Genomic DNA, 24821 nt, shown 5'->3' with positions numbered 1-24821 from the left:
AATCCGGGTCAAGGAGACCTCCATGCACTTCAAGAAACTCGCTGCCACCGCCACCCTGCTGATCTGCGCCCTCCCGGCCGTCAGCCAGGCCCGCGACACCCCGGTGTACCTGCCCTTCGACAAAGCGGTCGCCGAAGCCACCCGCACCGGCAAGATCGATGGCAGCGTGAAGTTCTACCTGGCCGGTAACACCCCGGCCGGCAACGTCACCGTCATCAGCACCGGCTCCGTCACCAACAAGAAAACCAACGCCTTCAACAAGTCCGACGAAGTGGCCTGCGAATGGGTCGCGCAATCGGCAATCATCAGTTTGTTCCAAGCGGCCAAGAGCGCCGGGGCTAATGCGGTGACCAACATTGTCAGCTTCTACAAGAGCAATGAGCGTAAAGACGCCAAGAACTATGAATGCCACGCCGGGGCGATCCTGGCGGGTGTTGCGTTGAAAGGGGATCTGGTGAAGGTTCAGTAACACTGGAAACGACAAAGGGCGCCTTTTCAGGCGCCCTTTTTTTGCAAACAGGCTGGCTTGTCATCGCCTTGTACCTGCCTGGCTCTGCGATGGCTGGTTGCCCAGGATCCTCAGAGTCTCACAAGCCCCTTTCGGGAACGGGAGGAGTATTGCTTAAGACACCACTAGTCGTCTTTCCTCTTCGTTTGACTCAGGTACTGGCGTGTAACTTCAGTCCTAAAGCCTTCATAACTTTAAGAATGGTACCGAATTCCGGATTGCCTTCACCCGAAAGTGCACGGTAAAGGCTTTCCCGAGAGAGCCCCGCATCCCGTGCGACCTGGGTCATGCCTCGAGCACGCGCAATAGTCCCAAGTGCTCTGGCGATAAATGCTGGATCATCCCCCGCTTCTTCCATGCTAGCGTCAAGATAATTGGCCATGTCCTCTTCGGTCTTGAGGTACTCGGCAGAGTCCCAGCGAGTGAATTGTTCGGTCATGGGTTTTGCTCCTGCCAGGATTTTGCAATGAGCCTGGCCTGTTTGATGTCACGTGTTTGGCTGCTTTTGTCACCTCCGCAAAGGAGGATGACTAACCTCGGTCATGCAGCGAGCGTAGCTCTTGAGCCACACCTCCTCAACCAGGAATTTTAATCAGCCGAAATTCTATGATCGCGAAACAGTCACGACTTCAACGGCTCAACCTTTCTCGTCAACAACTCCACAAACGCCTTGGCCATCGGCGACTTCTGGTCCTTGCGCTGCACCAGCCACACCGCCGACACCGCTGCCGGATCGAGCAACGGCCGATACACCACGCCGTCGATGCGCATCCGTTGATAAGACGCCGGCAGCACCGACACGCCCAACCCCGCCGCCACCAACCCGATAATGGTCATTGCCTCGCCCGCCTCTTGCGCGAAGTGCGGGCTGAAACCGGCATCCCGGGCCAGGCTGAGCAACTGTGCGTACAAGCCACTGCCATAACTGCGCGGGAAAAATACGAACGGTTCGAGGGCCAATGCCGACAGGAACAACCCTTCTTCACTGCCGTTGACCAGCGGATGTTTTGAGCTGAGCACCGCCACCAGCGGCTCACGCATCAACTCCACGACGCTGAGGGAATCCGGCAACCCGAGTGGTCGCATGATGCCGACTTCGATCGACTCATCGACCAGCGCATCGGCCACTTGGGTGCTGCTCATCTCCCGCAGATTCAAATGTACCGCGGGGAAGCGCTGGCGAAACGAAAAAATCGCTTGGGGAATGGTCGAGTTGAAAGGTGCCGATGAAGTGAAGCCGATCTTCAGCTCGCCCAACTCACCCAGCTGCGCACGCCGAGCCACATCCGCCGCTTTGTCGACCTGCGCCAGCACCAGTCGCGCCTCCTCCAGAAACAGCCGACCGGCTTCGCTAAGCTCGACCCGACGATTGGTACGCTCGAACAGCCGCGCGCCAACCTCTTGCTCCAGCGCCTGGATCTGCTGGCTCAGCGGCGGTTGCGAGATGCCCAGTACCTGAGCAGCGCGGCCGAAGTGCAGCTCTTCAGCGACGGCGATGAAGTAGCGCAGGTGACGCAATTCCATGAAAACTCCATTAGGTCGTAAAACCTATCAAACAGGTCGAACAATATATTGGATTGAATCATTAGGCAGCTATATGCTTTTTTCATTGCCTGACCGGCTGCGCTCCTCCGAGGTCCGAAGTGAAAACTGCTGTCGCCCCCCTTGCCCATGAAGTTCCGCCCGCCGCGGTGGACGATGTTGTCGCCGAATTGAAAGAGATCTACATCGAGAAAGGCACGCCGATGTTCATGCGCACCGTATTGGCGCTGTTCTCCGGCGGCTTCGCGACCTTCGCTTTGCTCTACTGCGTGCAGCCGATGATGCCTTTGCTGTCCCACGAGTACTCGATCAACGCAGCACAGAGCAGCCTGATCCTGTCGGTGGCCACCGGGATGCTCGCCATCGGCCTGCTGATCACCGGCCCGATCTCCGACCGTGTCGGACGCAAACCCGTGATGGTGGCGGCCTTGTTCGCCGCCGCGCTGTGCACCATGGCCAGCGCGATGATGCCGAGCTGGCAGGGCGTGCTGGTGATGCGTGCGTTGATCGGGTTGTCGTTGAGCGGCCTGGCGGCGGTCGCCATGACGTACCTGAGCGAAGAGATCCACCCGCAGCACATCGGCCTGGCAATGGGTTTGTACATCGGTGGCAACGCGATTGGCGGGATGAGCGGCCGTTTGATCACTGGCGTGCTGATCGACTTTGTCAGCTGGCACACGGCGATGCTGGTGATCGGCGGTCTGGCGCTGATCGCCGCGACGGTGTTCTGGAAAATCCTCCCCGAATCACGCAACTTCCGCGCTCGCTCGCTGCACCCTCGCAGCCTGCTCGACGGCTTCACCATGCACTTTCGTGACGCCGGTCTGCCGCTGCTGTTCCTCGAAGCCTTTGTGTTGATGGGCGCTTTCGTCACGCTGTTCAACTATATCGGCTATCGCTTGCTGGCCGAGCCGTACCACATGGACCAGGTCTTCGTCGGACTGCTGTCGGTGGTGTATTTGTCGGGCATCTACAGCTCGGCAAAAATCGGCTCTTTGGCCGATCAACTGGGCCGGCGCAAAGTGCTGTGGGCGACGATCGTGCTGATGCTCGCCGGCCTTGCCCTGACCATGTTCACGCCCCTGCCGGTGGTGATTATCGGCATGTTGATCTTCACCTTCGGCTTCTTTGGCGCGCACTCGGTGGCCAGCAGCTGGATCGGGCGTCGGGCGCTCAAGGCCAAGGGGCAGGCGTCGTCGCTGTACCTGTTCAGCTATTACGCCGGGTCGAGTATTGCAGGGACGGCGGGCGGGGTGTTCTGGCACTTGGGCGGGTGGAACGGGATCGGGCTGTTCATTGGCGCGTTGCTGGTGATTGCGCTGCTGGTGGCGTTGAAGCTGGCGAAATTGCCGCCGTTAGGTGGCGTCAAAGCCTGACACCAATCCCTGTGGGAGCGAGCCTGCTCGCGATGGCGGCGTAACAGGCAACATTGATGTTGAATGTTATGGCCTCATCGCGAGCAGGCTCACTCCCACATTGACCGAGTGTGGCTTGAGATCTCCATACAAAAACGCCCGGCATAAGCCGGGCGTTTTTTATTGGGCGACGATCACTCGTGATACTGCGCCGACAGTTCATGCACCGCGCGCATGAACGCGCCCGCGTGCTCTGGATCGACTTCAGGCGTGATGCCATGGCCGAGGTTGAACACGTGACCGCTGCCCTTGCCGTAGCTGGCGAGGATTCGGCCGACTTCGGTGCGAATGGCTTCTGGCTTGGCGTACAGCACCGTCGGGTCCATGTTGCCTTGCAGGGCGACTTTGTTACCGACACGCTGGCGGGCTTCGCCGATGTCGCAGGTCCAGTCCAGGCCGAGGGCATCAGCGCCAGCATCAGCAATGCTTTCCAGCCATAGCCCGCCGTTCTTGGTAAACAGGATGACCGGCACTTTACGGCCTTCGTGCTCACGGATCAGGCCGCTGACGATTTTGCGCATGTAGGCCAGGGAGAACTCCTGATACGCCGCCGCTGACAGGTTGCCGCCCCAGGTGTCGAAAATCTGCACCGCTTGCGCGCCAGCCATGATCTGGCCGTTGAGATAGGAAGTAACCGACTGCGCGAGCTTGTCCAGCAGCAGGTGCATGGCTTGCGGGTTGTCGTAGAGCATGGCCTTGGTCTTGCGGAAGTCTTTCGACGAACCGCCTTCGACCATGTAGGTGGCCAGGGTCCATGGGCTGCCGGAGAAGCCGATCAGCGGCACGCGACCGTTCAGTTCGCGGCGGATGGTGCTGACCGCGTCCATGACGTAGCCGAGGTCTTTGTGCGGATCAGGAATCGGCAGGGCTTCGATGTCAGCCATCGTGCTGACGACTTTCTTGAAGCGCGGACCTTCACCGGTTTCGAAGTACAGGCCTTGGCCCATGGCATCGGGGATGGTGAGGATGTCGGAGAACAGGATCGCCGCGTCCAGTTGTGGATAGCGGTCGAGCGGCTGCATCGTGACTTCGCAAGCGAACTCCGGGTTCATGCACAGGCTCATGAAGTCGCCGGCCTTGGCACGGCTGGCGCGGTATTCCGGCAGGTAGCGACCGGCCTGACGCATCATCCAGACAGGGGTGACGTCTACGGGTTGCTTGAGCAGGGCGCGAAGGAAACGGTCGTTCTTCAGGGCAGTCATGTCGGCATCCGGAAAAAAAGTGCGGGCATTTTCTCAGAGCCGGGCGCAAAAGGCACGGCAAGCGCCGCACCTTTTGTCTATCGGGTCAATTTGTCGCGGATTAGCCACCGAAAGATCGTTCCCACGCTCCGCGTGGTAACGCCTCCTGTGACGCTCCGCGTCACGACTTTTGGGACGCGGAGCGTCCCGGGCTGCATTCCCACGCGGAGCGTGGGAACGATCAGTGTCGATCAGACGCCCAGGTAGTCCAGGATCCCTTCGGCAGCATTACGCCCTTCGAAGATCGCCGTTACCACCAGGTCAGAACCGCGAACCATGTCGCCACCGGCGAAGATTTTCGGGTTGCTGGTCTGGTGCTTGTACTGACCTTGTTCCGGTGCCACGACGCGGCCCTGGCTGTCGGTCTGGATGCTGTGCTGTTCGAACCACGACGCCGGGCTTGGACGGAAACCGAACGCGATGACCACGGCGTCGGCCGGGATGATCTCTTCGGAACCCGGGATCGGCTCGGGGCTGCGACGACCACGGGCATCCGGTTCGCCGAGACGGGTCTCGACCACCTTCACGCCTTCGACGCGGTCTTCACCGACGATGGCGATCGGCTGGCGGTTGTAGAGGAATTTCACGCCTTCTTCCTTGGCGTTCTTCACCTCTTTGCGCGAGCCCGGCATGTTCGCTTCGTCACGACGATAAGCGCAGGTCACCGACTTGGCACCCTGGCGAATCGAAGTTCGGTTGCAGTCCATCGCCGTGTCGCCGCCACCGAGCACCACAACCTTCTTGCCTTTCATGTCGACGAAATCTTCCGGCGACTTTTCAAAGCCCAGGTTGCGGTTGACGTTGGCGATCAGGAAGTCCAGCGCGTCATGCACGCCCGGCAGGTCCTCACCGGCAAAGCCGCCCTTCATGTAGGTGTAGGTGCCCATGCCCATGAACACAGCATCGTATTCTTCGAGCAGTTGCTCGACGGTCACGTCCTTGCCCACTTCGGTGTTCAGACGGAACTCGATGCCCATACCGGTGAAGACTTCGCGACGATTGCTCAGCACGGTCTTTTCCAGCTTGAACTCCGGGATGCCGAAGGTCAGCAGACCACCGATTTCCGGGTTCTTGTCGAACACCACCGGGGTCACGCCGCCACGTACCAGCACGTCGGCACAGCCCAAGCCAGCAGGGCCGGCGCCGATGATAGCGACACGCTTGCCGGTTGGTATGACCTTGGACATGTCCGGGCGCCAGCCCATGGCGAACGCGGTGTCGGTGATGTACTTCTCGACCGAACCGATGGTCACCGCGCCGAAGCCGTCGTTGAGGGTGCAGGCACCCTCGCACAGACGATCCTGCGGGCACACCCGGCCGCAGACTTCCGGCAGGGTATTGGTCTGGTGCGACAGCTCGGCGGCCTGGAGGATGTTGCCCTCGGCCACCAGCTTCAGCCAGTTCGGAATGAAGTTGTGCACCGGGCACTTCCATTCGCAATACGGGTTACCGCAACCCAGGCAGCGGTGGGCCTGATCGGCCGAATGCTGGGGTTTGAAGGGTTCGTAGATCTCCACGAACTCTTTCTTGCGTTGACGCAACAGTTTCTTCTTCGGATCTTTGCGCCCGACGTCGATGAACTGGAAGTCGTTATTCAGACGTTCAGCCATTGTTAAAACCTCATCAAACTCTTCAGGCGCATATCACTGCGGGTTGGCACGGGTGCTGGAAAGCAACGATTTCAGGTTGGCAGCCTTGGGCTTGACCAGCCAGAAACGACGCAGATAGTCGTCGAGGTTTTCAGCGAGGTTACGGCCCCATTCGCTGTCTGTTTCCTCGACGTATTCGTTCAGCACGCGTTGCAGGTGGCTGCGATAGGCTTCCATCGCCTCACCGCTGATCCGCTGGATTTCCACCAGTTCGTGGTTGACCCGGTCAACGAAGCTGTTGTCCTGGTCGAGCACGTAGGCGAAACCGCCGGTCATGCCTGAGCCGAAGTTGTAACCGGTCTTGCCCAGGACGCAGACGAAACCACCGGTCATGTACTCGCAGCAGTGATCGCCAGTGCCTTCCACAACTGTGTGGGCACCGGAGTTACGCACGGCAAAACGCTCGCCCGCGGTCCCGGCGGCGAACAGCTTGCCGCCCGTGGCGCCGTACAGGCAGGTGTTGCCGATGATGGCACTGTCCTGCGTCTTGTAGACGCTGCCCTTCGGCGGAACGATGACCAGTTTGCCACCGGTCATGCCTTTGCCGACGTAGTCGTTGGCGTCGCCTTCCAGGTACATGTTCAGGCCGCCAGCGTTCCACACGCCGAAGCTCTGACCGGCCGTCCCTTTGAAGCGGAAGGTGATCGGCGCGTTCGCCATGCCTTGGTTGCCATGCTTGCGGGCGATTTCACCGGAGATCCGTGCGCCGATCGAACGGTCGCAGTTGCAGATATCCAGCGCGAAGTCGGCGCCGCTCATGTCGTTGATGGCCGAGGTGGCCATGTCGACCATTTTCTCGGCCAGCAGGCCTTTGTCGAACGGCGGGTTGCGGTCGACCTGGCAGAATTGAGGCTTGTCTGCCGGGATGTGATCGCTGCCGAGCAACGGGGTCAGGTCCAGGTGTTGCTGCTTGGCGGTCTGGCCTTCGAGGATGTCCAGCAGATCGGTACGACCGATCAGCTCTTCGAGGGAACGCACGCCCAGCTTGGCCAGCCACTCACGGGTTTCTTCGGCGACGTAGGTGAAGAAATTCACCACCATGTCGACGGTCCCGATGTAGTGATCCTTGCGCAGCTTCTCGTTCTGAGTCGCGACGCCGGTGGCGCAGTTGTTCAGGTGGCAGATGCGCAGGTATTTGCAGCCCAGGGCGATCATTGGCGCGGTGCCGAAGCCGAAGCTTTCAGCGCCGAGGATGGCAGCCTTGATCACGTCGAGGCCGGTTTTCAGGCCGCCGTCGGTTTGTACCCGCACTTTGCCGCGCAGGTCGTTGCCGCGCAGGGTCTGGTGGGTTTCGGCCAGACCGAGTTCCCACGGAGCGCCCGCGTATTTGATCGAGGTCAGTGGCGATGCACCGGTGCCGCCGTCGTAGCCGGAGATGGTGATCAAGTCCGCGTAGGCCTTGGCCACACCGGCAGCGATGGTGCCGACGCCCGCTTCTGCCACCAGCTTCACCGAGACCAAAGCCTTCGGGTTGACTTGTTTCAGGTCGAAAATCAGCTGCGACAAGTCTTCGATCGAATAGATGTCGTGGTGCGGTGGAGGCGAGATCAGGGTCACGCCCGGCACTGCGTAACGCAGCTTGGCGATCAGACCGTTGACCTTACCGCCTGGCAGTTGACCACCTTCGCCGGGCTTGGCGCCCTGGGCGACTTTGATCTGCAGCACTTCAGCGTTGACCAGGTATTCCGGCGTCACACCGAAACGGCCAGTCGCAACCTGCTTGATTTTCGAGCTCTTGATGGTGCCGTAACGCGCCGGGTCTTCGCCGCCTTCGCCGGAGTTGGAACGCGCACCGAGGCGGTTCATGGCTTCGGCCAGGGCTTCGTGAGCTTCCGGCGACAAGGCGCCGAGGGAGATGCCGGCGGAGTCAAAGCGCTTGAGCACCGATTCCAGCGGTTCGATCTCGCTGATGTCCAGCGGCGTGTCCAGGGTTTTGACCTTGAACAGGTCGCGGATCATCGACACCGGACGGTTGTCCACCAGCGCCGTGTATTCCTTGAACTTGCTGTAGTCGCCCTGCTGCACAGCGGCTTGCAGGGTGTTGACCACGTCCGGGTTGTAGGCGTGATATTCGCCGCCGTGGACGAATTTCAGCAGACCGCCCTGCTGGATCGGCTTGCGCGGACTCCAGGCTTCGGCGGCCAGGGCTTTCTGCTCGGCTTCGATGTCGACGAAACGCGCACCCTTGATGCGGCTTGGCACGCCACGGAAGCTCAGCTCGCAAACTTCTTCGGACAGGCCGATGGCTTCGAACAGCTGCGCACCGCGGTACGAGGTGATGGTCGAGATGCCCATCTTCGACAGGATCTTCAACAGACCTTTGGTGATGCCTTTACGGTAGTTCTTGAACACCTCATAGAGGTCGCCCAGCACTTCACCGGTGCGGATGAGGTCGCCCAGCACTTCGTAGGCCAGGAACGGATAGACCGCCGAGGCGCCGAAACCGATCAACACCGCAAAGTGATGCGGGTCACGAGCGGTGGCGGTTTCCACGAGGATGTTGGAGTCGCAACGCAGGCCTTTCTCGGTCAGGCGGTGGTGCACAGCGCCGGTCGCGAGCGAAGCGTGGATCGGCAACTTGCCCGGAGCAATGTGACGGTCACTCAGCACAACCTGTGTACGACCGGAGCGCACGGCTTCTTCAGCCTGATCGGCAACGTTGCGAATGGCCGCTTCGAGGCCGACGCTTTCGTCGTAGTTGAGGTCGATGATCGCGCGCTCGAAGCCCGGGCGATCGAGGTTCATCAGCGAGCGCCACTTGGCCGGGGAAATGACCGGCGAGCTGAGGATCACGCGCGAGGCGTGTTCCGGCGACTCCTGGAAGATGTTGCGCTCGGCACCGAGGCAGATCTCCAGCGACATGACGATGGCTTCACGCAGCGGGTCGATCGGCGGGTTGGTGACCTGCGCGAACTGCTGACGGAAATAGTCGTACGGCGTGCGCACGCGCTGGGACAGCACGGCCATCGGCGTATCATCGCCCATCGAGCCGACGGCTTCATAACCTTGCTCGCCGAGCGGACGCAGCACTTGGTCACGCTCTTCGAACGTGACCTGGTACATCTTCATGTACTGCTTGAGCTGATCGACGTCGTAAAAAGCCGAACCGTGGTCGTTGTCTTCCATGGTCGCCTGGATGCGCAGGGCATTCTTGCGCAGCCATTGCTTGTACGGATGACGCGACTTCAAGCGGTTATCGATGGCGTCGGTGTCGAGGATCTGACCGGTTTCGGTGTCCACGGCAAAGATCTGACCCGGGCCAACCCGGCCCTTGGCGATCACGTCTTCAGGCTGGTAGTTCCAGACACCGATTTCCGACGCCAGGGTGATGAAACCGTTTTTGGTGGTGACCCAACGTGCCGGACGCAGACCGTTACGGTCGAGCAGGCACACCGCGTAGCGACCGTCGGTCATTACCACGCCGGCCGGGCCGTCCCACGGTTCCATGTGCATCGAGTTGTATTCGTAGAACGCACGCAGGTCCGGGTCCATGGTTTCGACGTTCTGCCACGCAGGCGGAATGATCATCCGCACGCCACGGAACAGGTCGATGCCACCGGTGACCATCAACTCAAGCATGTTGTCCATGCTGGAGGAGTCGGAACCGACGCGGTTAACCAGCGGGCCGAGCTCTTCCAGGTCCATCAAATCGTTGGTGAACTTGGTGCGACGGGCCACAGCCCAGTTGCGGTTGCCGGTGATGGTGTTGATCTCGCCGTTGTGGGCGAGGAAGCGGAACGGCTGAGCCAGTGGCCATTTCGGCAGGGTGTTGGTGGAGAAGCGCTGGTGGAACACGCAAATCGAGGTTTGCAGGCGCTGGTCGCTGAGGTCTGGATAGAAGGCGGACAGATCCGCCGGCATCATCAGGCCTTTATAAATAATGGTCTTGTGCGAAAAGCTGCAGATGTAGTGATCGGTGTCGGCGGCGTTGGCCACGGACGAACGACGACGGGAGGTGAACAGCTTAATCGCCATGTCCTGATCGCTCAGGCCTTCACCGCCGATGTATACCTGTTCAATCTGCGGCAGGCGCTCCAGGGCCAGACGGCCGAGAACGCTGGTGTCGATCGGCACTTTGCGCCAGCCGACGAGGGTCAGGCCAGCAGCGAGGATCTCGCGGTTCATGTTCTCGCGAGCGGCTTCGGCTTTGACCGGGTCCTGGTTGAAGAAGACCATGCCCACAGCGTACTGCTTGGGCAGTTCGACGCCGAAGGTTTCCTGGGCGATGGCTCGCAGGAACACGTCCGGCTTTTGAATCAGCAAGCCGCAACCGTCACCGGTCTTGCCGTCGGCGTTGATCCCACCACGGTGGGTCATGCAGGTCAGGGCCTCAATGGCCGTTTGCAAAAGGGTATGACTGGGCTCGCCCTGCATATGGGCTATCAGGCCGAAACCGCAGTTATCCTTGAATTCATCTGGTTGGTACAGACCTGCTTTCATAGACACTTTCTCACCAGGCTGCCTCTTTTCGAGGCAAATTTCTTTTCAATTCAACCACTTGCGATCCGCGCCGAACGTACGCCGGCTTAGCGGGGGCAAAAGGGTGGTCATTGTACACAGCGACACAGAGGCTCACAAATTTGACGACGAACTGTCGCAAATCTATGTCGCATTTGTGAAAGGTTTAAAGCGATCTGCTGTGCTAGTCAAAACTTTTTTAATTTTGACCGCAACGACTCAAAGACTACTGTAACGCAGACACCACAAGGCACGCGGTCTGTAGAGACGGCATGCACTTGCAGAAATTTTGAGGTGCTTGGAGAGGCGGCCTGGGTAAGGCCGCCGAATCTTCAGCGAGTTGTTGCCAGTTCCTGTTGGACGCTGGCGACAGTGCGAGGCCAAGGTTTACCAGCCTGAACCTTCGCTGGCAAGGCCTTGATGGCGGTAAGGGCTGCATCACGGTTGGCGAAGTTACCGTAAGTGATGACGTAAAGCGGCTTGCCGTTGAGGACTTTCTTGAAATAACGGTACTCGCCGCCCTGCTCCTTGACGAAGGTTTGCGCGGTCGCTTCGGAGCTGGTGCCGAGGATCTGCACCACGTAGTTGCTCGTCGGTTGACCGGCGTACCAGGTACCACCAGCGCCTTTCGCAGCAGCGGCGGCAGGTTTCTCTGCAGGCTTGGCGGTGGCCACGACGGCTGGCTTGGCTGGCGCTGGAGCCGGCTTCACGGCAGGCGCTGTCGGGACTGGCTTGGCGGTCGCCACCTGAGTCGGCGCTGGCACCGGTTTGGCGGCAGGCGTCGGCGCAGGGCCAGGCTGGATACCCGCAGGCGGCGCAGTCGTGGTCACGGTTGGCGGTGTAGCGCTGGAACCTTCGACCGGCACGCCGTCGTCGCCTTCGGTGATGCCACCGGCTGCTTCGGCCAACGGACCGCGCATGACCGGTTGCGAATTGCCGACCAGCGGCAATGGCATCGGTTGCGAATTACCGGCGAATTCGACGGCAGGAGCACCGCCGCTGTTTGGTTGTGGCGCGCCCTGGCCGAGCGGCAGTTGCGCCTGCTCGTTGGCGGGCGCGCCGGTGGTCGGTGCTTTGCTGCGACCCGGCATCAACCAGGCGGCGGCTACCGCGACCACGACGACGGCGGAAATCGCCAATACGTGTTTCTTCGGCATGTTGAACCCCATACTTGGACGCTTGACCGCTGAGCGGCTGGCAATCATGGCTTCGATCATTGCATCGCGGGCAACCTGGTTGATGGTGCCAGGCCAGCCGTCGGAGCTTTCGTGAATATCAGAGATCTGATCTGCGGTGAAAAGTTCGATACCCCGGCCGGCGCCTTCAAGCCGCTGGTCCAGATATTCTCTGGTTTCTTCTTCGGTGTAAGGCTGCAACTCGATGACGTGGAAACGCTCTTCCTCGAGGCTCAGCGCGTCCAGTTGCGCAATCAGCGACGACTCACCGAACAGGAACACATGCGGACGACCTTCCGGTGCGCCAGCCGCCAGGGCCAGCAGGGCCTCCAGCGCGGATTCGTCGAGCTGCTCGGCGTCATCCACCAGCAAATAGACTTCCTGACCGGTCAGCGCCAGCTGCACGACCTGCGACAGAATCGCATTGACCTCCGCCTGGGCGACGTTCAGCGCCTGAGCCACCTGACGCAGCACGCCGGCCGCATCGCCGGCGCCACGGGCGGAAACCACCACACTCTGCACTGATTGCTTGTTGGTGCTGGCCACCAGGGCCTGGCGCAACAGGGTCTTGCCACTGCCTTGCGGACCGGTGACCACCAGCAGCAACTGGCTATAGCGTGCCAGGTGATGCAGTTGCCCCAGCACCGGTTTGCGCTGGGCCGGGAAGAATTTGAAGCCAGGCACCCGTGGAGCAAAAGGGTCATGACTCAACTGGTAATGGCCGAGGAAAGCCTCGTCGGCATGCAAACTAGTCATCGGGATCTTATTAACCTTTAAGCTGAGCCAGGGCGCGGTAATCCGCTCCCAGCGTGGCCTGTAAAACTTCTTTCGGATAATCGTCGGTCACCACCGCTTCGCCCATGTGGCGCAGCAGCACCAGGCGTAAACGACCGTCGATCACTTTCTTGTCAATTGCCATGTGTTCGAGAAAATCGGCTTCGGTCATCTCTTCAGGTGGGATGACCGGCAGGCCGGCACGCTGAAACAGGCGAATGCCGCGATCGCGTTCCTGCTCGCTGATCCAGCCCAGTCGCGCGGACATTTCCAAAGCCATTACGGTGCCAGCAGCGACGGCTTCACCATGAAGCCAGACACCATAGCCCATATGGGTTTCGATAGCGTGTCCGAAGGTGTGGCCCAGGTTCAACGTGGCACGAACACCAGTTTCCTTCTCGTCGGCACCGACCACCTCAGCCTTGGCGGCGCAGGAACGCTCGATGGCGTACGTCAGGGCGACCTGGTCCAGCGCGCGCAGGCGATCAACGTTTTCTTCGAGCCAGGTCAGGAACGGCTCGTCGCAGATCAGCCCGTACTTGATGACTTCGGCCAGCCCCGCAGAGAGTTCGCGGGCCGGCAGGGTATTGAGGGTCGCAGTATCGATCAGCACCACGTTCGGCTGATAGAAGGCGCCGACCATGTTCTTGCCCAGCGGATGGTTGATTCCGGTCTTGCCGCCCACCGAGGAGTCGACTTGCGACAGCAACGTGGTCGGGACCTGGATGAAATCGACACCGCGCTGGTAGCAGGCTGCTGCGAAACCGGCCATGTCACCAATGACACCGCCACCGAGGGCGATCACCGTAGTACGGCGGTCGTGGCGTGCGGTCAGCAGCCCGTCGAAAATCAGCTGCAGGGTTTCCCAGGTCTTGAAGGCTTCGCCGTCGGGCAAAACCACGGAAATCACCGAGAACTGCACGAGGCTGCGGGTCAGACGCTCGAGATAGAGCGGTGCAACGGTCTCGTTGGAGATGATCGCCACTTGCCGTCCGCGGATGTGCGGGGCCAGTAGCTCGGGCTGATCCAACAAACCTTCACCAATGTGAATCGGGTAGCTGCGCTCGCCTAGGTCGACCTTGAGTGTCTGCATGTGTCCCCACAGTGAAGATGGAATCAGGCGTCCTGCCTTGAGTTAACGAATGTCCACGGCGTCTGCTGGTGTGACGCCGTTCGGTAGCCATCCGCCACAACCTTGAGCGGTCGTGACAGGACGCCGAGGATAGCGCATTTCGCGCCTCGCTTTAACGGGGAGGTAGTTGCTGCAAGCGTTCGAGAATATCGAGCACCACCATTCGCGGTGGTCGCTCATCGGTTTCAACCACCAGATCGGCGATTTCCCGATAAAGCGGATCGCGGATTGCCAACAGATCCCGCAGGGTCTTGGCCGGATCGGCGGTGCGCAACAAAGGCCGATTGCGATCGCGGGACGTGCGCCCGACCTGCTGCTCGACAGAGGCATGCAGATAGACCACCCGACCGCCGGCGTGCAACGCCCGACGATTGGCTTCGCGCATCACCGCGCCGCCACCGGTCGCCAGCACCACGCCATCGCAGCCGCACAGCTCGGCAATCATCGCCTGCTCACGGTCACGAAAGCCCGGCTCGCCTTCTTTATCGAAAATCCACGGGATATTGGCGCCCGTGCGCAATTCAATTTCCTTATCGGAATCTTTGAACGGCAGGCGCAGCTCTTTGGCCAGCAACCGGCCGATGGTGCTTTTTCCAGCCCCCATCGGTCCAACAAGAATCAAATTTCGCACAGAATCAATGACTCACAGCAATCGCCTGGTTATTCATGATACGCGGAGTGAGAAATACCAGCAGCTCGGATTTTTTCTCCGAAACCACGTCACGCCGGAAAAGGCGGCCAAGATACGGCACATCACCGAGAAATGGCACCTTATCTACAACCTTGCTCTGAGTATTTGAGAAAACGCCGCCAATGACGATGGTCTCGCCATCATTGACCAGGACCTTGGCATTGACCTCGTTTTTCTTGATCGGCGGTACATCCTGGACCTTGTTCAGGTAGTCCGGTTCGTCCTTGGTGACCTTGACCTCCATGATGATCCGGTTGTCCGGGGTGATCTGCGGCGTGACCTCAAGGGACAGCGACGCTTCCTTGAACGACACCGACGTGGCACCGCTGGAGCTGGCTTCCTGATACGGAATCTCGGTGCCCTTGAGGATTTTCGCGGTTTCCTTGTCGGACGTGACCACCTTCGGTTGCGAGACGATTTCGCCGTTACCGGTCTTTTCCATCGCGGTCAGCTCCAGGTCCAGCAGCACGTTATCGGTGATGAAGGCGATGCCGATCCCCGAGGTATTGCCCGCAGCGCCCAGGTCGACAAACGGCGAATTGGTGCTGGTGCTGCCCGGCGTACCGATGGTGGTCGACGAACCATTGCTGACCCCTGATGTGTTCCAGTTGCCTTTGTTCTGCACCGAACCACCCCAGCGCACGCCGAGGCTTTTGTCGTAGTCAACGTTGGCCTCGACGATGCGTGCCTCGATCATCACCTGGCGCACCGGGATATCCAGTTGCGCAACGATGCGACGAAGTTCGTCGAGCCGGTCCTGGGTCTGATAGGCAATGATGTTGTTGGTCCGCTCATCGACCGTGATCGAACCCCGCTCGTCGATTTTCGCTTCGGCACTGGTCACCGACGTGAACAGCTTGGCGATGTCCGCCGCCTTGGCGTAGTTGACCTGCAGCAACTCACGACGCAGGGGCGCGAGTTCGGAGATCTGCTTTTGCGATTCCAGTTCCTGACGCTCGCGCGCGGCGATTTCATCGGCCGGCGCCACCAGCAGGACGTTGCCGATCTTGCGCTTGTCCAGGCCTTTGGTTTTCAGCACCAGATCCAGCGCCTGGTCCCACGGCACGTTCTGCAAACGCAAGGTGATGCCGCCCTGCACCGTGTCGCTGGCCACCAGATTGAGGTTGGTGAAATCGGCGATCAGTTGCAGCACCGAACGCACATCGATGTCCTGGAAGTTCAGCGAAAGCTTTTCACCGGTATAGGCAAAACGTTCGGCGTTGCGCTTTTGCAGGTCGTCGACGGTCATCGGCCGGATGCTGACCGTCAGCTTGTTGTCGGTCTGGTAGGTCGAATAATCGAAGGCGCCGCTGGGCTCGATGCTGATCGTGGCCCGGTCGCCCGTGGCGCTGGCATTGACGAACTGCACCGGCGTGGCGAAATCCTTGACGTCCAGACGCACACGCAACGGCTCGGGCAGTTGGGTTCTGGCGAAACCGAGGATGATCTTGCCATCGCGCTCCTGAATGTCCGGGGCAATGGACGGATCCGACAGATCAATCACCACATTGCCTTCACCCTGAGTGCCGCGCTGGAAATCCACACCGCGGATGGCCTTGCCCACGGGGGCGTAGACTTTCGCCGGGGCTGGCGTTGCGGTCGCGGCGCGGGGTGCGCTGGTCGGCGGGCGAGACGCCCTGCTGTTGGCGCCTTGCCCGACCACCACGAACAGTTTGTTGCCTTCGACGCGGGCGCTGTACGGGGTCAGTTGCGTCAGATTGATGATCAGCCGTGTCCGGTCCTTGGCTTCCACCACCGTGGCGCTACGGGCATTGCCGCCGCCCAGCTCGCGACTCTTGCTCGACAGCTGATTGACCACGCCGGGCAGGTCCAGCGCAATGCGTGCAGGCGACTCGGTCGTGTAGCCGTGGGGCTGCGGTGGCGGGCCATCGAAAGATAGCTTCAACTCGACACGATCACCCGGCAGCGCCGCAACATCCAGCGCCTTGAGGTTGGCCGCTTGTACCATCGGCGACAGCAACGCTATCCATAGCGAGATACCGAGGGTTGAGAAAATCCTGTTCATTATTCGAGTTCCACTATGAGTGCTCTTTCAAAGGGATGGTCCGCGGCCGTTCCAGCCAGGCGCCTTCGCCGTCGGGAACGATTTCGACCACATCGACTTGCGAGCCGCTGATGGCGACGATCCGACCATCGTTACGCCCCAGGTAATCGCCGACTTTCAGCCGATGCACCCCGCCTGCCCCGCGCAATAGCGCGAAGGAGCCGGTCGCATTGGAGATCGTGCCGACCATTTCAAACTGCTCGATGTTGAAACCTTCGAGGTATTGCTTGGCCCGGTTGGGGTCCGGCTTGACGTTGCGCGAGCCGCGCTTCTGTCCCGCGAGGTCGACCCTGACCTGCCGGGAAAACGGGCTGCGCAGGTTGGCAGCGTTGTAGGTGAACGTTGGGTAAGACCGGAATGTCGGCGTTGGTTCAATCTTGCCGGGTGGCCTTAAGCGCACTTCGTTCATGTAGGCGTCGAGGTCACCGACGTCATTGCCGTTGCCGCAACCGGCGAGACCGGCGAACAACACGACCATCGAAAAACAACGAATCGGGGTCATTTCTGCAGCCCCTTGTCGTTATAGCGGTAGGTCTTGGCCAGGATGCTCATGCGCAGTTTCGGACCGCCCTCAGGGTCGGCGGGCGCGAGGTCGAAATCATGCAGCGTAACGATCCGCGGCAACCCGGCGACACCACTGACGAACGTCGCCAGGTCGTGATAGGCGCCGGTCACGGTGATCTGGATCGGCAGTTCGATGTAGAACTGCTGAGTAACCTCCGGCAGCAACTTGATCTCTTCGAACTCCAGCCCGCTACCGAGGCCAGTGCGGGTGATGTCCTCCAGCAGCCCAGGGACTTCGGTGTCGCTGGGCAATTGCCGCAGCAGCACGCCGAACGAGTTTTCCATCTCCTTCATTTGCTGGGTGTACAGCTCCAGGTTCGCCGCCATGTGCGCCTTGGTAGCGAATTGCTCCTTGAGGGTCGACTCTTCTTCACGTTTGAGTGTGAGGTGATCTTCCTGATCGCTGATGTAAAAGGTGTAACCGAGGGTCAACACCAGCACCATCAGCAAGACACCCGCCAGGGCTTTGATCGCTGGCGGCCAGGAACCCATGTTGTTGGTGTCCAGATCGTTGATGTCAATCTTGCGCAGGCCTTCGAACCATTCGGAGGGGCTCATTTGGCAGCCTCCACAACGGCGGGCTGAGTCTGACGGACGGTCAACTGAAAGACGTTGGCCTGATCCAACTGACCGGCGGTGGTGGCTTTGACTTCCGTGAGGCTCGGCGCGTCGAACCAGTCGGACGCATCCAGATTGCGCATCAGGTCCGAAACACGATTGTTCGATTCCGCCGCGCCGGTAATCGACAGGGTTTTGCCGGCCATTTTCACTTCGGTGAAATACACCCCGTCCGGCAGGGTACGCGCCAACTGGTCGAAAATCCGCCCGCTGATCGGACGGTTGCCTTGCAGGTCCTGAATAATGCGCATGCGCTCGACAAGCTGCTGGCGACGGGACTTCAGCTCGCTGATCTGCTTGATGCGCTCGTCGACCACAGCGATCTGCTTGCCGATGTAATCGTTACGAGCCACTTGCCGGTCTATGGCACTGCTGATGACCTGGTCCGCGATAAAAATCGCGCCCACCGAGCACACCAACACGCCGACCAGCGCCAGCAAAAAGCGTTTGCGACGTTCTTCTCGCAGCTCTTCCCGCCAGGGTAAAAGGTTGATCCGCGCCATCAGTCGAAACTCCTGAGGGCGAGCCCACAGGCAATCATCAGTGCCGGCGCATCACTTGCCAGGGCGCCGGCGTTGACCTTGCTGCTCAACGCCATGTCGGAGAACGGGTTGGCCACCTGGGTCGGCGTGCCCAGCCGCTGTTCGATCAAGCGATCAAGCCCCGGCACCGACGCAGTACCGCCCGCCAGCAGGATGTGATCGACCGCGTTGTACTGACCTGAGGCGAAGAAGAACTGCAACGACCGGGAAACCTGCTGCACCAGCGCATCGCGAAAAGGCTGCAAGACTTCGCTGACGTAGTCGTCCGGCAACCCGCCCTGCTTCTTCGCCAGCCCAGCCTGCTCGATGGTCAGCCCATAACGCCGCTGGATTTCCTCCGTCAGCTGACGGCCGCCGAACAATTGTTCGCGGGTGTAGATGATCCGCCCGTTGTACAGCACGCTCAGGGTGGTCATGGTCGCACCGATGTCGACCACCGCCACAGTCAGCCCTTCCTGGGAGATCGCGAGCTGAGCCGCCAACAAGCTGAACGATCGCTCCAGCGCGTAGGCCTCGACGTCGACCACTCGCGCCGTCAGGCCGGCCAGCGCCAATGCGGCTTCACGCACCTCGACGTTTTCCTTGCGACAGGCTGCCAGCAGCACATTGACCCGCTCGGGGTTGCGCACCGACACGCCCTGGACTTCGAAGTCGATGGCGACTTCATCCAAGGGGTAGGGGATGTACTGATCGGCCTCGATCTTCAGCTGGTTTTCCATCTCGTCGTCGGAAAGGCCGGCGTCCATCTCGATGGTTTTGGTGATGACTGCCGAACCGGCGACGGCCACGGCGACATTCCTGAGATTGGTCTTGGCCTTGAGCAGCACGCGAGAGAGTGCCTGGCCCACGCCTTCGAGCTCGGCGATATTTTTTTCGACCACCGCGTTGGCGGGCAAGGGTTCGACCGCATAGGCCTCGACCCGATAACGCTCGCCCTGGCGACTAAGCTCAAGCAGCTTCACCGACGTGGAGCTGATGTCGATCCCCAGAAGCGTGTTGGCTTTTTTATTGAAGAGTCCTAGCACTACCAATTCCCTATGACTATCCGTGTCTTACGGACTCTGTATTACCCATTGCGTTCAAACCACCCGTCTTGACAGCAGCGCAAATGACGCCCTCGACGGAAAAATGCTTATAATGCCCAGCGTTTTTTTCCGGTTTTTACTGCAAGCGCGGGTCGTTCCCTGTTATCTGAACCCTGTTGCCCAATTCATTCTTTGCCCTGGATATCCCAAAGCCTTGATTCGTCTGCTGAAATTTTTCGGTTGGTCCATCGTCGCCGTTTTCTGCGGACTGCTCCTTGGTCTGAGCGGCGCGTTTCTTTACCTTAGTCCGGGATTGCCATCTGTGGAGGCTCTGAGAAGCATCCAGTTGCAGATTCCGTTGCGGGTATACAGCAGCGACAACAAGTTGATCGCAGAATTTGGCGAAATGCGCCGTACACCGATCCGTTTCGCCGACATTCCCCCCAATTTCATCAATGCGTTACTAAGTGCTGAAGACGACAATTTCGCCAATCACTATGGCGTCGACCCCAGCAGCCTGATGCGCGCAGCAACCCAGCTGGTCAAAAGCGGACACATTCAGTCCGGCGGCAGCACCATCACCATGCAGGTGGCGAAGAACTTCTTCCTGACCAGCGAACGCAGCTTCTCGCGCAAAACCACCGAAATTCTCCTGGCCCTGCAGATCGAACGGCAGCTGACCAAGGACGAGATCCTTGAGCTGTACGTCAACAAGATCTACCTGGGTAACCGCGCCTACGGCATCGAAGCCGCCGCGCAGGTTTACTACGGCAAATCGATTCGTGACGTCAGCCTGGCGCAGATGGCGATGATCGCCGGCCTGCCAAAAGCCCCTTCGCGCTTCAACCCGCTGGCCAACCCGGCCCGCAGCAAGGAACGTCGCGACTGGATCCTGGGGCGCATGTACAAGCTCGGCAAGATCACCGAAGCCGACTACACCACCGCGATCAACGAGCCGCTGAACGCCAGCTACCACGTGCCGACGCCGGAAGTGAACGCGCCGTACATTGCCGAAATGGCCCGCGCCGAAATGGTCGGGCGCTATGGCAGCGACGCGTACACCGAAGGTTTCCGCGTCACCACGACGGTGCCGAGCAATCTTCAGGAAATGGCCAACACCGCGGTCCACGAAGGCTTGATGACCTACGATCAGCGTCACGGCTATCGCGGTCCCGAGTCGCGCCTGCCGGGCAAGACTCGCGAGGCCTGGGCCACCGAGCTGACCAAACAGCGGACCATCAGCAGCCTTGAGCCGGCCATCGTCACTCAGGTCGACAAGAACGGCCTGCAGGTGATTACCCGCACCGGTGAAGAACACGTCGCCTGGGACACCATGAAATGGGCACGTCCATTCCTGAACACCAACAGCATGGGCGCCAATCCGAAGCAGCCATCTGACGTGGCCCAGGTCGGTGACCTGATTCGCGTGCAGCGCCAACCGGACAATTCGCTGAAATTCAGCCAGATCCCGCAAGCGCAAGGCGCGCTGGTGTCCCTTGATCCGCAGAACGGCGCCATCCGCTCGCTGGTCGGTGGTTTTGCCTTCGAGCAGAGCAACTACAACCGCGCCATGCAGGCCAAGCGTCAGCCGGGCTCGAGCTTCAAGCCCTTCGTGTACAGCGCCGCACTGGATAACGGCTACACCGCCGCCAGCCTGGTCAACGATGCGCCGATCGTGTTCGTCGATGAATACCTGGACAAGGTCTGGCGTCCGAAGAACGACACCAACACCTTCCTTGGCCCGATCCGTCTGCGCGAAGGGCTGTACAAGTCGCGCAACCTGGTGTCGATCCGACTGGTGCAGGCGCTGGGCGTCGATCGCACCATCGACTACATCAGCAAGTTCGGCTTCAACAAGCAGGACCTGCCGCGCAACTTGTCCCTGGCGCTCGGCACCGCGACCCTGACGCCCATGGAAATCGCTACCGGCTGGAGCACCTTCGCTAACGGTGGCTACAAGATCACCCCGTACATCATCGACAAGATCGAAAGCCGCAATGGCGACACGCTGTTCGTCGCCAACCCGCCGAGCGTTCCTCAGGGCGACGTAGCGACCAACGGCATTGCTGCACCGACCGACGCCCAGGCATTCACGGTCAATGCAACCCCAGGCGAGGCTCCGGCCGCACCAGGCGCCGCGCCGCAAACGCCGGCCGTGGCCGAGCGCATTGTCGACGGTCGCACCACCTACATCCTCAACAGCATGCTCGAGGACGTGATCAAGCTCGGCACCGGCCGTCGTGCTCTGGCCTTGGGCCGCAGTGACATTGCAGGCAAGACCGGGACCACAAACGAATCCAAGGACGCCTGGTTCTCCGGCTACAACGCCGATTATGTGACCACCGTCTGGACCGGCTTCGATCAGCCTGAAAGCCTGGGCAAACGCGAGTTCGGCGGCACCGTCGCGCTGCCGATCTGGATGAACTACATGGCAGCCGCCCTCAAAGACAAGCCGCCTCACACCCAGGCAGAGCCGGAAGGCCTCCTCAGCCTGCGGGTTGACCCCGTCAGCGGTCGCGCGGCCAGCCCTGGCACGCCAGGCGCGTACTTTGAGCTGTTCAAGGCCGAGGACACGCCACCGTCGGTGAATGAGCTGGGTAACGGCAATGCACCGGGCAGCCCGCTGCCAGCGGATGAAGCGGCGCCGATCGATTTGTTCTGATCAGCTAAAGCTGCAAAAAGCCCCGCCTTCGAAAGAAGAGCGGGGCTTTTTATTGCCTCACATGATCGTTCCCACGCTCTGCGTGGGAATGCAGCCCGGGACGCTCCGCGTCCCTTCCCACAGCCGAACGCGGAGCGTCCGTAGAGGCATTCCCACGCAGAGCGTGGGAACGATCACAGGCAAAAAAAAGCCCCAACTCAAATGAGCCGGGGCTTTTTGGTTGAAGCGCTACAACGACTTAGCCGTTGAACACGTCATCTACGCTTTTCAGCGGGTAGTTCTTTGGATACGGCAGGGTCGCTACGCCGGTCTCGATGGCAGCCTTGGCCACGGCATCGGAGATCAGGGTGATCAGGCGGGCATCCATTGGTTTCGGAATGATGTACTCACGACCGAATTCCAGCTTGATGCCACCGTAGGCGTCGCACACTTCCTGAGGAACCGGCAGTTTGGCCAGTTCACGCAGGGCGTTGGCCGCTGCTACTTTCATTTCTTCGTTGATGCGCTTGGCGCGAACGTCCAGGGCACCGCGGAAGATGAACGGGAAGCCCAGTACGTTGTTGACCTGGTTCGGGTAGTCCGAACGGCCGGTCGCCATGATCACGTCGTCACGGGTGGCGTGCGCCAGTTCCGGGGAGATTTCCGGATCAGGGTTGGAGCAGGCGAACACGATCGGGTTGGCAGCCATGGATTTCAGGCCTTCAGGGCTCAGCAGGTTCGGGCCGGACAGGCCAACGAACACGTCTGCACCGGTCAGGGCGTCAGCCAGGGTGCGCTTGTCGGTCGCGTGAGCGAAGACAGCCTTGTACTGGTTCAGGTCGTCACGGCCGGAGTGGATCACACCGGTACGGTCAACCATGAAGATGTTTTCGATGTTGGCGCCCATGCTCACCAGCAATTTCATGCAGGAGATGGCGGCCGCACCGGCGCCCAGGCAAACGATCTTGGCGTCAGCCAGGGTTTTGCCAGCGATTTCCAGGGCGTTGATCATGCCGGCGGCGGTAACGATCGCGGTGCCGTGCTGGTCATCGTGGAAGACTGGAATGTCGCACTGCTCGATCAGAGCGCGCTCGATTTCAAAGCACTCAGGTGCCTTGATGTCTTCCAGGTTGATGCCACCGAAGGTGATGGAGATACGCTTGACGGTGTCGATGAAGGCTTGCGGGCTTTCGGAGTCGACTTCGATGTCGAAAACGTCGATGCCGGCAAAGCGCTTGAACAGCACGCCTTTACCTTCCATGACTGGCTTGGAAGCCAATGGGCCGAGGTTACCCAGGCCAAGAATCGCGGTGCCATCGGAAATGACTGCAACCAGGTTGCCTTTGCCGGTGTATTTGTAGGCCAGTTCAGGATCGCGGGCGATTTCGCGTACTGGTTCGGCTACGCCGGGGCTGTAGGCCAGCGACAGATCGCGGGCGGTAGCGGTGGCCTTGGTGAGCTCGACACTCAGCTTCCCTGGACGAGGATGGGCGTGATATTCGAGAGCGGCAGTTTTCAAATCAGACATGTGGGCATTCCGCTTTTACTGTTGGACAGACGGACCGCCGAGGATACGCGTGTCGCAAAGTCCCCACAAGACTGACCAGTCACCCCTGTCAAGCGCCCTGCCTTACGACTTTGGGCCAAGAGCCACGGAACACAAGGGATAGACTGTTCACAATTGACAGAAAAAATGTCTACAGTTTTTTCTCAGGGCGCCGCTTGCAGCATCGATGGATCGGTCAGCGGCAGAAGCCAGCGCGCTTGTCCGGATTTCAAACCGCCCCGGCGCGATCGATCCACCACCCAGCCACGCGCCTCAATCTGCTTGCCCTTCAGTCGCTCAAGCGATGCCACATCGAATTGCCCGAGCATATTGGGTGCAACACGCAATACAACCGAGTCCTGCAACTCAATCCAAACCCCGCCGCGATTGCGCTGAACCTTGCTCACACGACCACTGAGCACCGCGAAACCGGAGGCGTTGATCTGCTCTGCTTTCAGTACAGGTGATTGCCGCCACAGGCCAAGGCCGGCCTGGCGTGCGCTGCGTTCGGCGGCTTGCTGGCAGACGACCAAATCGACATTCGGCGCGACCGCCACCTGAAAACCCAGGCCCTCGGCGAGCATCTGCGCTTCGAGGTTGGCGCCATCGGCACCGTAGACATGGGCCAGCGTGCGACCGTAATGATCTTTGCTTTCTTTACCGGGCAGCAAACTCACGCGTCCGTCGCTGGCGGCCACCAGCGCTTCCAGGCGTTTGCGCGCAGCAACGGCAAACGGCTCGTCGGAGCGGCCCTGTTTACCTAGCTCAGGCGTGTTCAAGCCGATCATGCGCACACTGCGGCCATCGTTCAGGCGCAAAGTGTCGCCATCCACCACTCGCTGCACCGCGACGGGTGTCAGACCGCTCGGTGCCGGGCAGAAGGCCTGGGCGCCGGACAGCCAAATCGCGGACACAAAAAAGGCGCCCGCGAGGGACGCCTTTTTCATTAGCAAGGTAAAGCCCATGGGGCTTTCGAACCTTACTCTGCTGCAGCAGGAGCTTTCTTGCCGAAAGCACCGAAACGGTCTGCGAAGCGCTGAACGCGGCCGCCAGTGTCCAGAGTCTTCTGCTTACCGGTGTAGAACGGGTGGCACTCGTTGCAAACGTCGATCGGCAGAGCTTTGCCGAAGGTCGAACGAGTTTCGAACTTGTTGCCACAGCTGCAAGTAACAGCAATGACTGGATAATCTGGATGGATATCAGCTTTCATGGTGTCTTCCTCGGGCTGCGTGCCG

General features: G+C 60.3%; 19 protein-coding genes. 3 read left to right on the top strand and 16 right to left on the bottom strand.

Going from position 1 to position 24821, the window contains the following annotated elements:
- Positions 1 to 22 precede the first annotated feature (22 nt).
- Complete coding sequence (locus ACA072_RS02080; RefSeq protein WP_497622786.1) at positions 23 to 469, top strand: excinuclease; 447 nt, start codon at positions 23 to 25, stop codon at positions 467 to 469.
- 190 nt (positions 470 to 659) lie between these two features.
- Here the strand turns inward: ACA072_RS02080 and ACA072_RS02075 are convergent, their stop codons facing one another.
- Positions 660 to 947, bottom strand: a complete 288-nt coding sequence (locus tag ACA072_RS02075) for an addiction module antidote protein (RefSeq protein WP_131061443.1) — start codon at positions 945 to 947, stop codon at positions 660 to 662.
- A 182-nt stretch (positions 948 to 1129) separates the two neighbouring features.
- A complete protein-coding gene (locus tag ACA072_RS02070) occupies positions 1130 to 2032 on the bottom strand; it encodes a LysR family transcriptional regulator (protein WP_497622785.1) in 903 nt (300 codons plus the stop codon).
- Positions 2033 to 2199: 167 nt separating this feature from the next.
- Here ACA072_RS02070 and ACA072_RS02065 point away from each other — a divergent pair, with 167 nt between their 5' ends.
- Entirely contained in the window at positions 2200 to 3426 is a 1227-nt protein-coding gene (locus tag ACA072_RS02065) for an MFS transporter (protein WP_497624936.1), read from the top strand.
- A gap of 173 nt (positions 3427 to 3599) precedes the next feature.
- On the opposite strand, the gene hemE is transcribed toward ACA072_RS02065, so the two are convergent.
- The 11 genes from hemE to ACA072_RS02010 form a co-directional block, all read right to left on the bottom strand.
- Positions 3600 to 4667 (bottom strand): uroporphyrinogen decarboxylase, encoded by a 1068-nt coding sequence (gene hemE / locus ACA072_RS02060; protein WP_169371984.1) that lies wholly within the window; start codon positions 4665 to 4667, stop codon positions 3600 to 3602.
- A gap of 230 nt (positions 4668 to 4897) precedes the next feature.
- On the bottom strand, positions 4898 to 6316 hold the full coding sequence (locus tag ACA072_RS02055) for an FAD-dependent oxidoreductase (protein ID WP_033055376.1): 1419 nt from the start codon (positions 6314 to 6316) through the stop codon (positions 4898 to 4900).
- A gap of 33 nt (positions 6317 to 6349) precedes the next feature.
- A complete protein-coding gene (gltB, locus tag ACA072_RS02050) occupies positions 6350 to 10795 on the bottom strand; it encodes a glutamate synthase large subunit (protein ID WP_497622784.1) in 4446 nt (1481 codons plus the stop codon).
- A 350-nt stretch (positions 10796 to 11145) separates the two neighbouring features.
- Positions 11146 to 12744, bottom strand: coding sequence for an SPOR domain-containing protein (locus ACA072_RS02045; RefSeq protein ID WP_497622783.1), 1599 nt, complete (start codon positions 12742 to 12744; stop codon positions 11146 to 11148).
- Between the two features lie 10 nt (positions 12745 to 12754).
- A complete protein-coding gene (gene aroB, locus ACA072_RS02040; RefSeq protein WP_497622782.1) occupies positions 12755 to 13855 on the bottom strand; it encodes a 3-dehydroquinate synthase in 1101 nt (366 codons plus the stop codon).
- Positions 13856 to 14006: 151 nt separating this feature from the next.
- Complete coding sequence (aroK, locus tag ACA072_RS02035) at positions 14007 to 14525, bottom strand: shikimate kinase AroK (RefSeq protein ID WP_010464421.1); 519 nt, start codon at positions 14523 to 14525, stop codon at positions 14007 to 14009.
- A gap of 4 nt (positions 14526 to 14529) precedes the next feature.
- Positions 14530 to 16611 carry a type IV pilus secretin PilQ gene (locus tag ACA072_RS02030; RefSeq protein ID WP_497622780.1) on the bottom strand — a complete coding sequence of 694 codons (2082 nt, stop codon included), beginning with the start codon at positions 16609 to 16611 and terminating at the stop codon, positions 14530 to 14532.
- Between the two features lie 13 nt (positions 16612 to 16624).
- A complete protein-coding gene (locus ACA072_RS02025) occupies positions 16625 to 17152 on the bottom strand; it encodes a pilus assembly protein PilP (RefSeq protein ID WP_497622778.1) in 528 nt (175 codons plus the stop codon).
- Complete coding sequence (pilO, locus tag ACA072_RS02020; RefSeq protein WP_497622777.1) at positions 17149 to 17772, bottom strand: type 4a pilus biogenesis protein PilO; 624 nt, start codon at positions 17770 to 17772, stop codon at positions 17149 to 17151. The genes ACA072_RS02025 and pilO overlap by 4 nt, the downstream gene beginning before the upstream one ends.
- The gene (locus tag ACA072_RS02015; RefSeq protein WP_497622776.1) at positions 17769 to 18335 is read right to left on the bottom strand and encodes a PilN domain-containing protein; all 567 of its coding nucleotides are present in this window, start codon (positions 18333 to 18335) and stop codon (positions 17769 to 17771) included. The genes pilO and ACA072_RS02015 overlap by 4 nt, the downstream gene beginning before the upstream one ends.
- Entirely contained in the window at positions 18335 to 19399 is a 1065-nt protein-coding gene (locus ACA072_RS02010) for a pilus assembly protein PilM (RefSeq protein ID WP_497622775.1), read from the bottom strand. The genes ACA072_RS02015 and ACA072_RS02010 overlap by 1 nt, the downstream gene beginning before the upstream one ends.
- A 217-nt stretch (positions 19400 to 19616) precedes the next feature.
- Here ACA072_RS02010 and ACA072_RS02005 point away from each other — a divergent pair, with 217 nt between their 5' ends.
- Entirely contained in the window at positions 19617 to 22061 is a 2445-nt protein-coding gene (locus ACA072_RS02005) for a penicillin-binding protein 1A (RefSeq protein WP_497624935.1), read from the top strand.
- A 238-nt stretch (positions 22062 to 22299) separates the two neighbouring features.
- Here the strand turns inward: ACA072_RS02005 and ACA072_RS02000 are convergent, their stop codons facing one another.
- The 3 genes from ACA072_RS02000 to rpmE form a co-directional block, all read right to left on the bottom strand.
- Complete coding sequence (locus ACA072_RS02000; RefSeq protein ID WP_497622774.1) at positions 22300 to 23568, bottom strand: malic enzyme-like NAD(P)-binding protein; 1269 nt, start codon at positions 23566 to 23568, stop codon at positions 22300 to 22302.
- 182 nt (positions 23569 to 23750) lie between these two features.
- The gene (locus ACA072_RS01995; protein WP_497622773.1) at positions 23751 to 24551 is read right to left on the bottom strand and encodes a thermonuclease family protein; all 801 of its coding nucleotides are present in this window, start codon (positions 24549 to 24551) and stop codon (positions 23751 to 23753) included.
- Between the two features lie 14 nt (positions 24552 to 24565).
- Positions 24566 to 24796 (bottom strand): 50S ribosomal protein L31, encoded by a 231-nt coding sequence (gene rpmE / locus ACA072_RS01990; protein WP_077747612.1) that lies wholly within the window; start codon positions 24794 to 24796, stop codon positions 24566 to 24568.
- Positions 24797 to 24821 lie beyond the last annotated feature (25 nt).

The sequence above is a fragment of the Pseudomonas sp. LBUM1656 genome (assembly GCF_059716065.1).
The sequence above is the reverse complement of the archived record's forward strand: the minus strand, read 5'-3'. Positions and strand labels throughout refer to the sequence as shown.

Excerpts from the sequence above, each read along its gene's own strand:
- ACA072_RS02025 (WP_497622778.1), bottom strand. The coding sequence starts at position 17,152 with ATGACCCCGATTCGTTGTTTTTCGATGGTCGTGTTGTTCGCCGGTCTC.
- ACA072_RS02030 (WP_497622780.1), bottom strand. The coding sequence starts at position 16,611 with ATGAACAGGATTTTCTCAACCCTCGGTATCTCGCTATGGATAGCGTTG.
- ACA072_RS02070 (WP_497622785.1), bottom strand. The coding sequence starts at position 2,032 with ATGGAATTGCGTCACCTGCGCTACTTCATCGCCGTCGCTGAAGAGCTG.
- rpmE (WP_077747612.1), bottom strand. The coding sequence starts at position 24,796 with ATGAAAGCTGATATCCATCCAGATTATCCAGTCATTGCTGTTACTTGC.
- ACA072_RS02080 (WP_497622786.1), top strand. The coding sequence starts at position 23 with ATGCACTTCAAGAAACTCGCTGCCACCGCCACCCTGCTGATCTGCGCC.
- aroB (WP_497622782.1), bottom strand. The coding sequence starts at position 13,855 with ATGCAGACACTCAAGGTCGACCTAGGCGAGCGCAGCTACCCGATTCAC.
- ACA072_RS02075 (WP_131061443.1), bottom strand. The coding sequence starts at position 947 with ATGACCGAACAATTCACTCGCTGGGACTCTGCCGAGTACCTCAAGACC.
- ACA072_RS02055 (WP_033055376.1), bottom strand. The coding sequence starts at position 6,316 with ATGGCTGAACGTCTGAATAACGACTTCCAGTTCATCGACGTCGGGCGC.
- hemE (WP_169371984.1), bottom strand. The coding sequence starts at position 4,667 with ATGACTGCCCTGAAGAACGACCGTTTCCTTCGCGCCCTGCTCAAGCAA.
- ACA072_RS02000 (WP_497622774.1), bottom strand. The coding sequence starts at position 23,568 with ATGTCTGATTTGAAAACTGCCGCTCTCGAATATCACGCCCATCCTCGT.
- gltB (WP_497622784.1), bottom strand. The coding sequence starts at position 10,795 with ATGAAAGCAGGTCTGTACCAACCAGATGAATTCAAGGATAACTGCGGT.
- ACA072_RS01995 (WP_497622773.1), bottom strand. The coding sequence starts at position 24,551 with ATGGGCTTTACCTTGCTAATGAAAAAGGCGTCCCTCGCGGGCGCCTTT.
- ACA072_RS02045 (WP_497622783.1), bottom strand. The coding sequence starts at position 12,744 with ATGACTAGTTTGCATGCCGACGAGGCTTTCCTCGGCCATTACCAGTTG.
- pilO (WP_497622777.1), bottom strand. The coding sequence starts at position 17,772 with ATGAGCCCCTCCGAATGGTTCGAAGGCCTGCGCAAGATTGACATCAAC.
- ACA072_RS02015 (WP_497622776.1), bottom strand. The coding sequence starts at position 18,335 with ATGGCGCGGATCAACCTTTTACCCTGGCGGGAAGAGCTGCGAGAAGAA.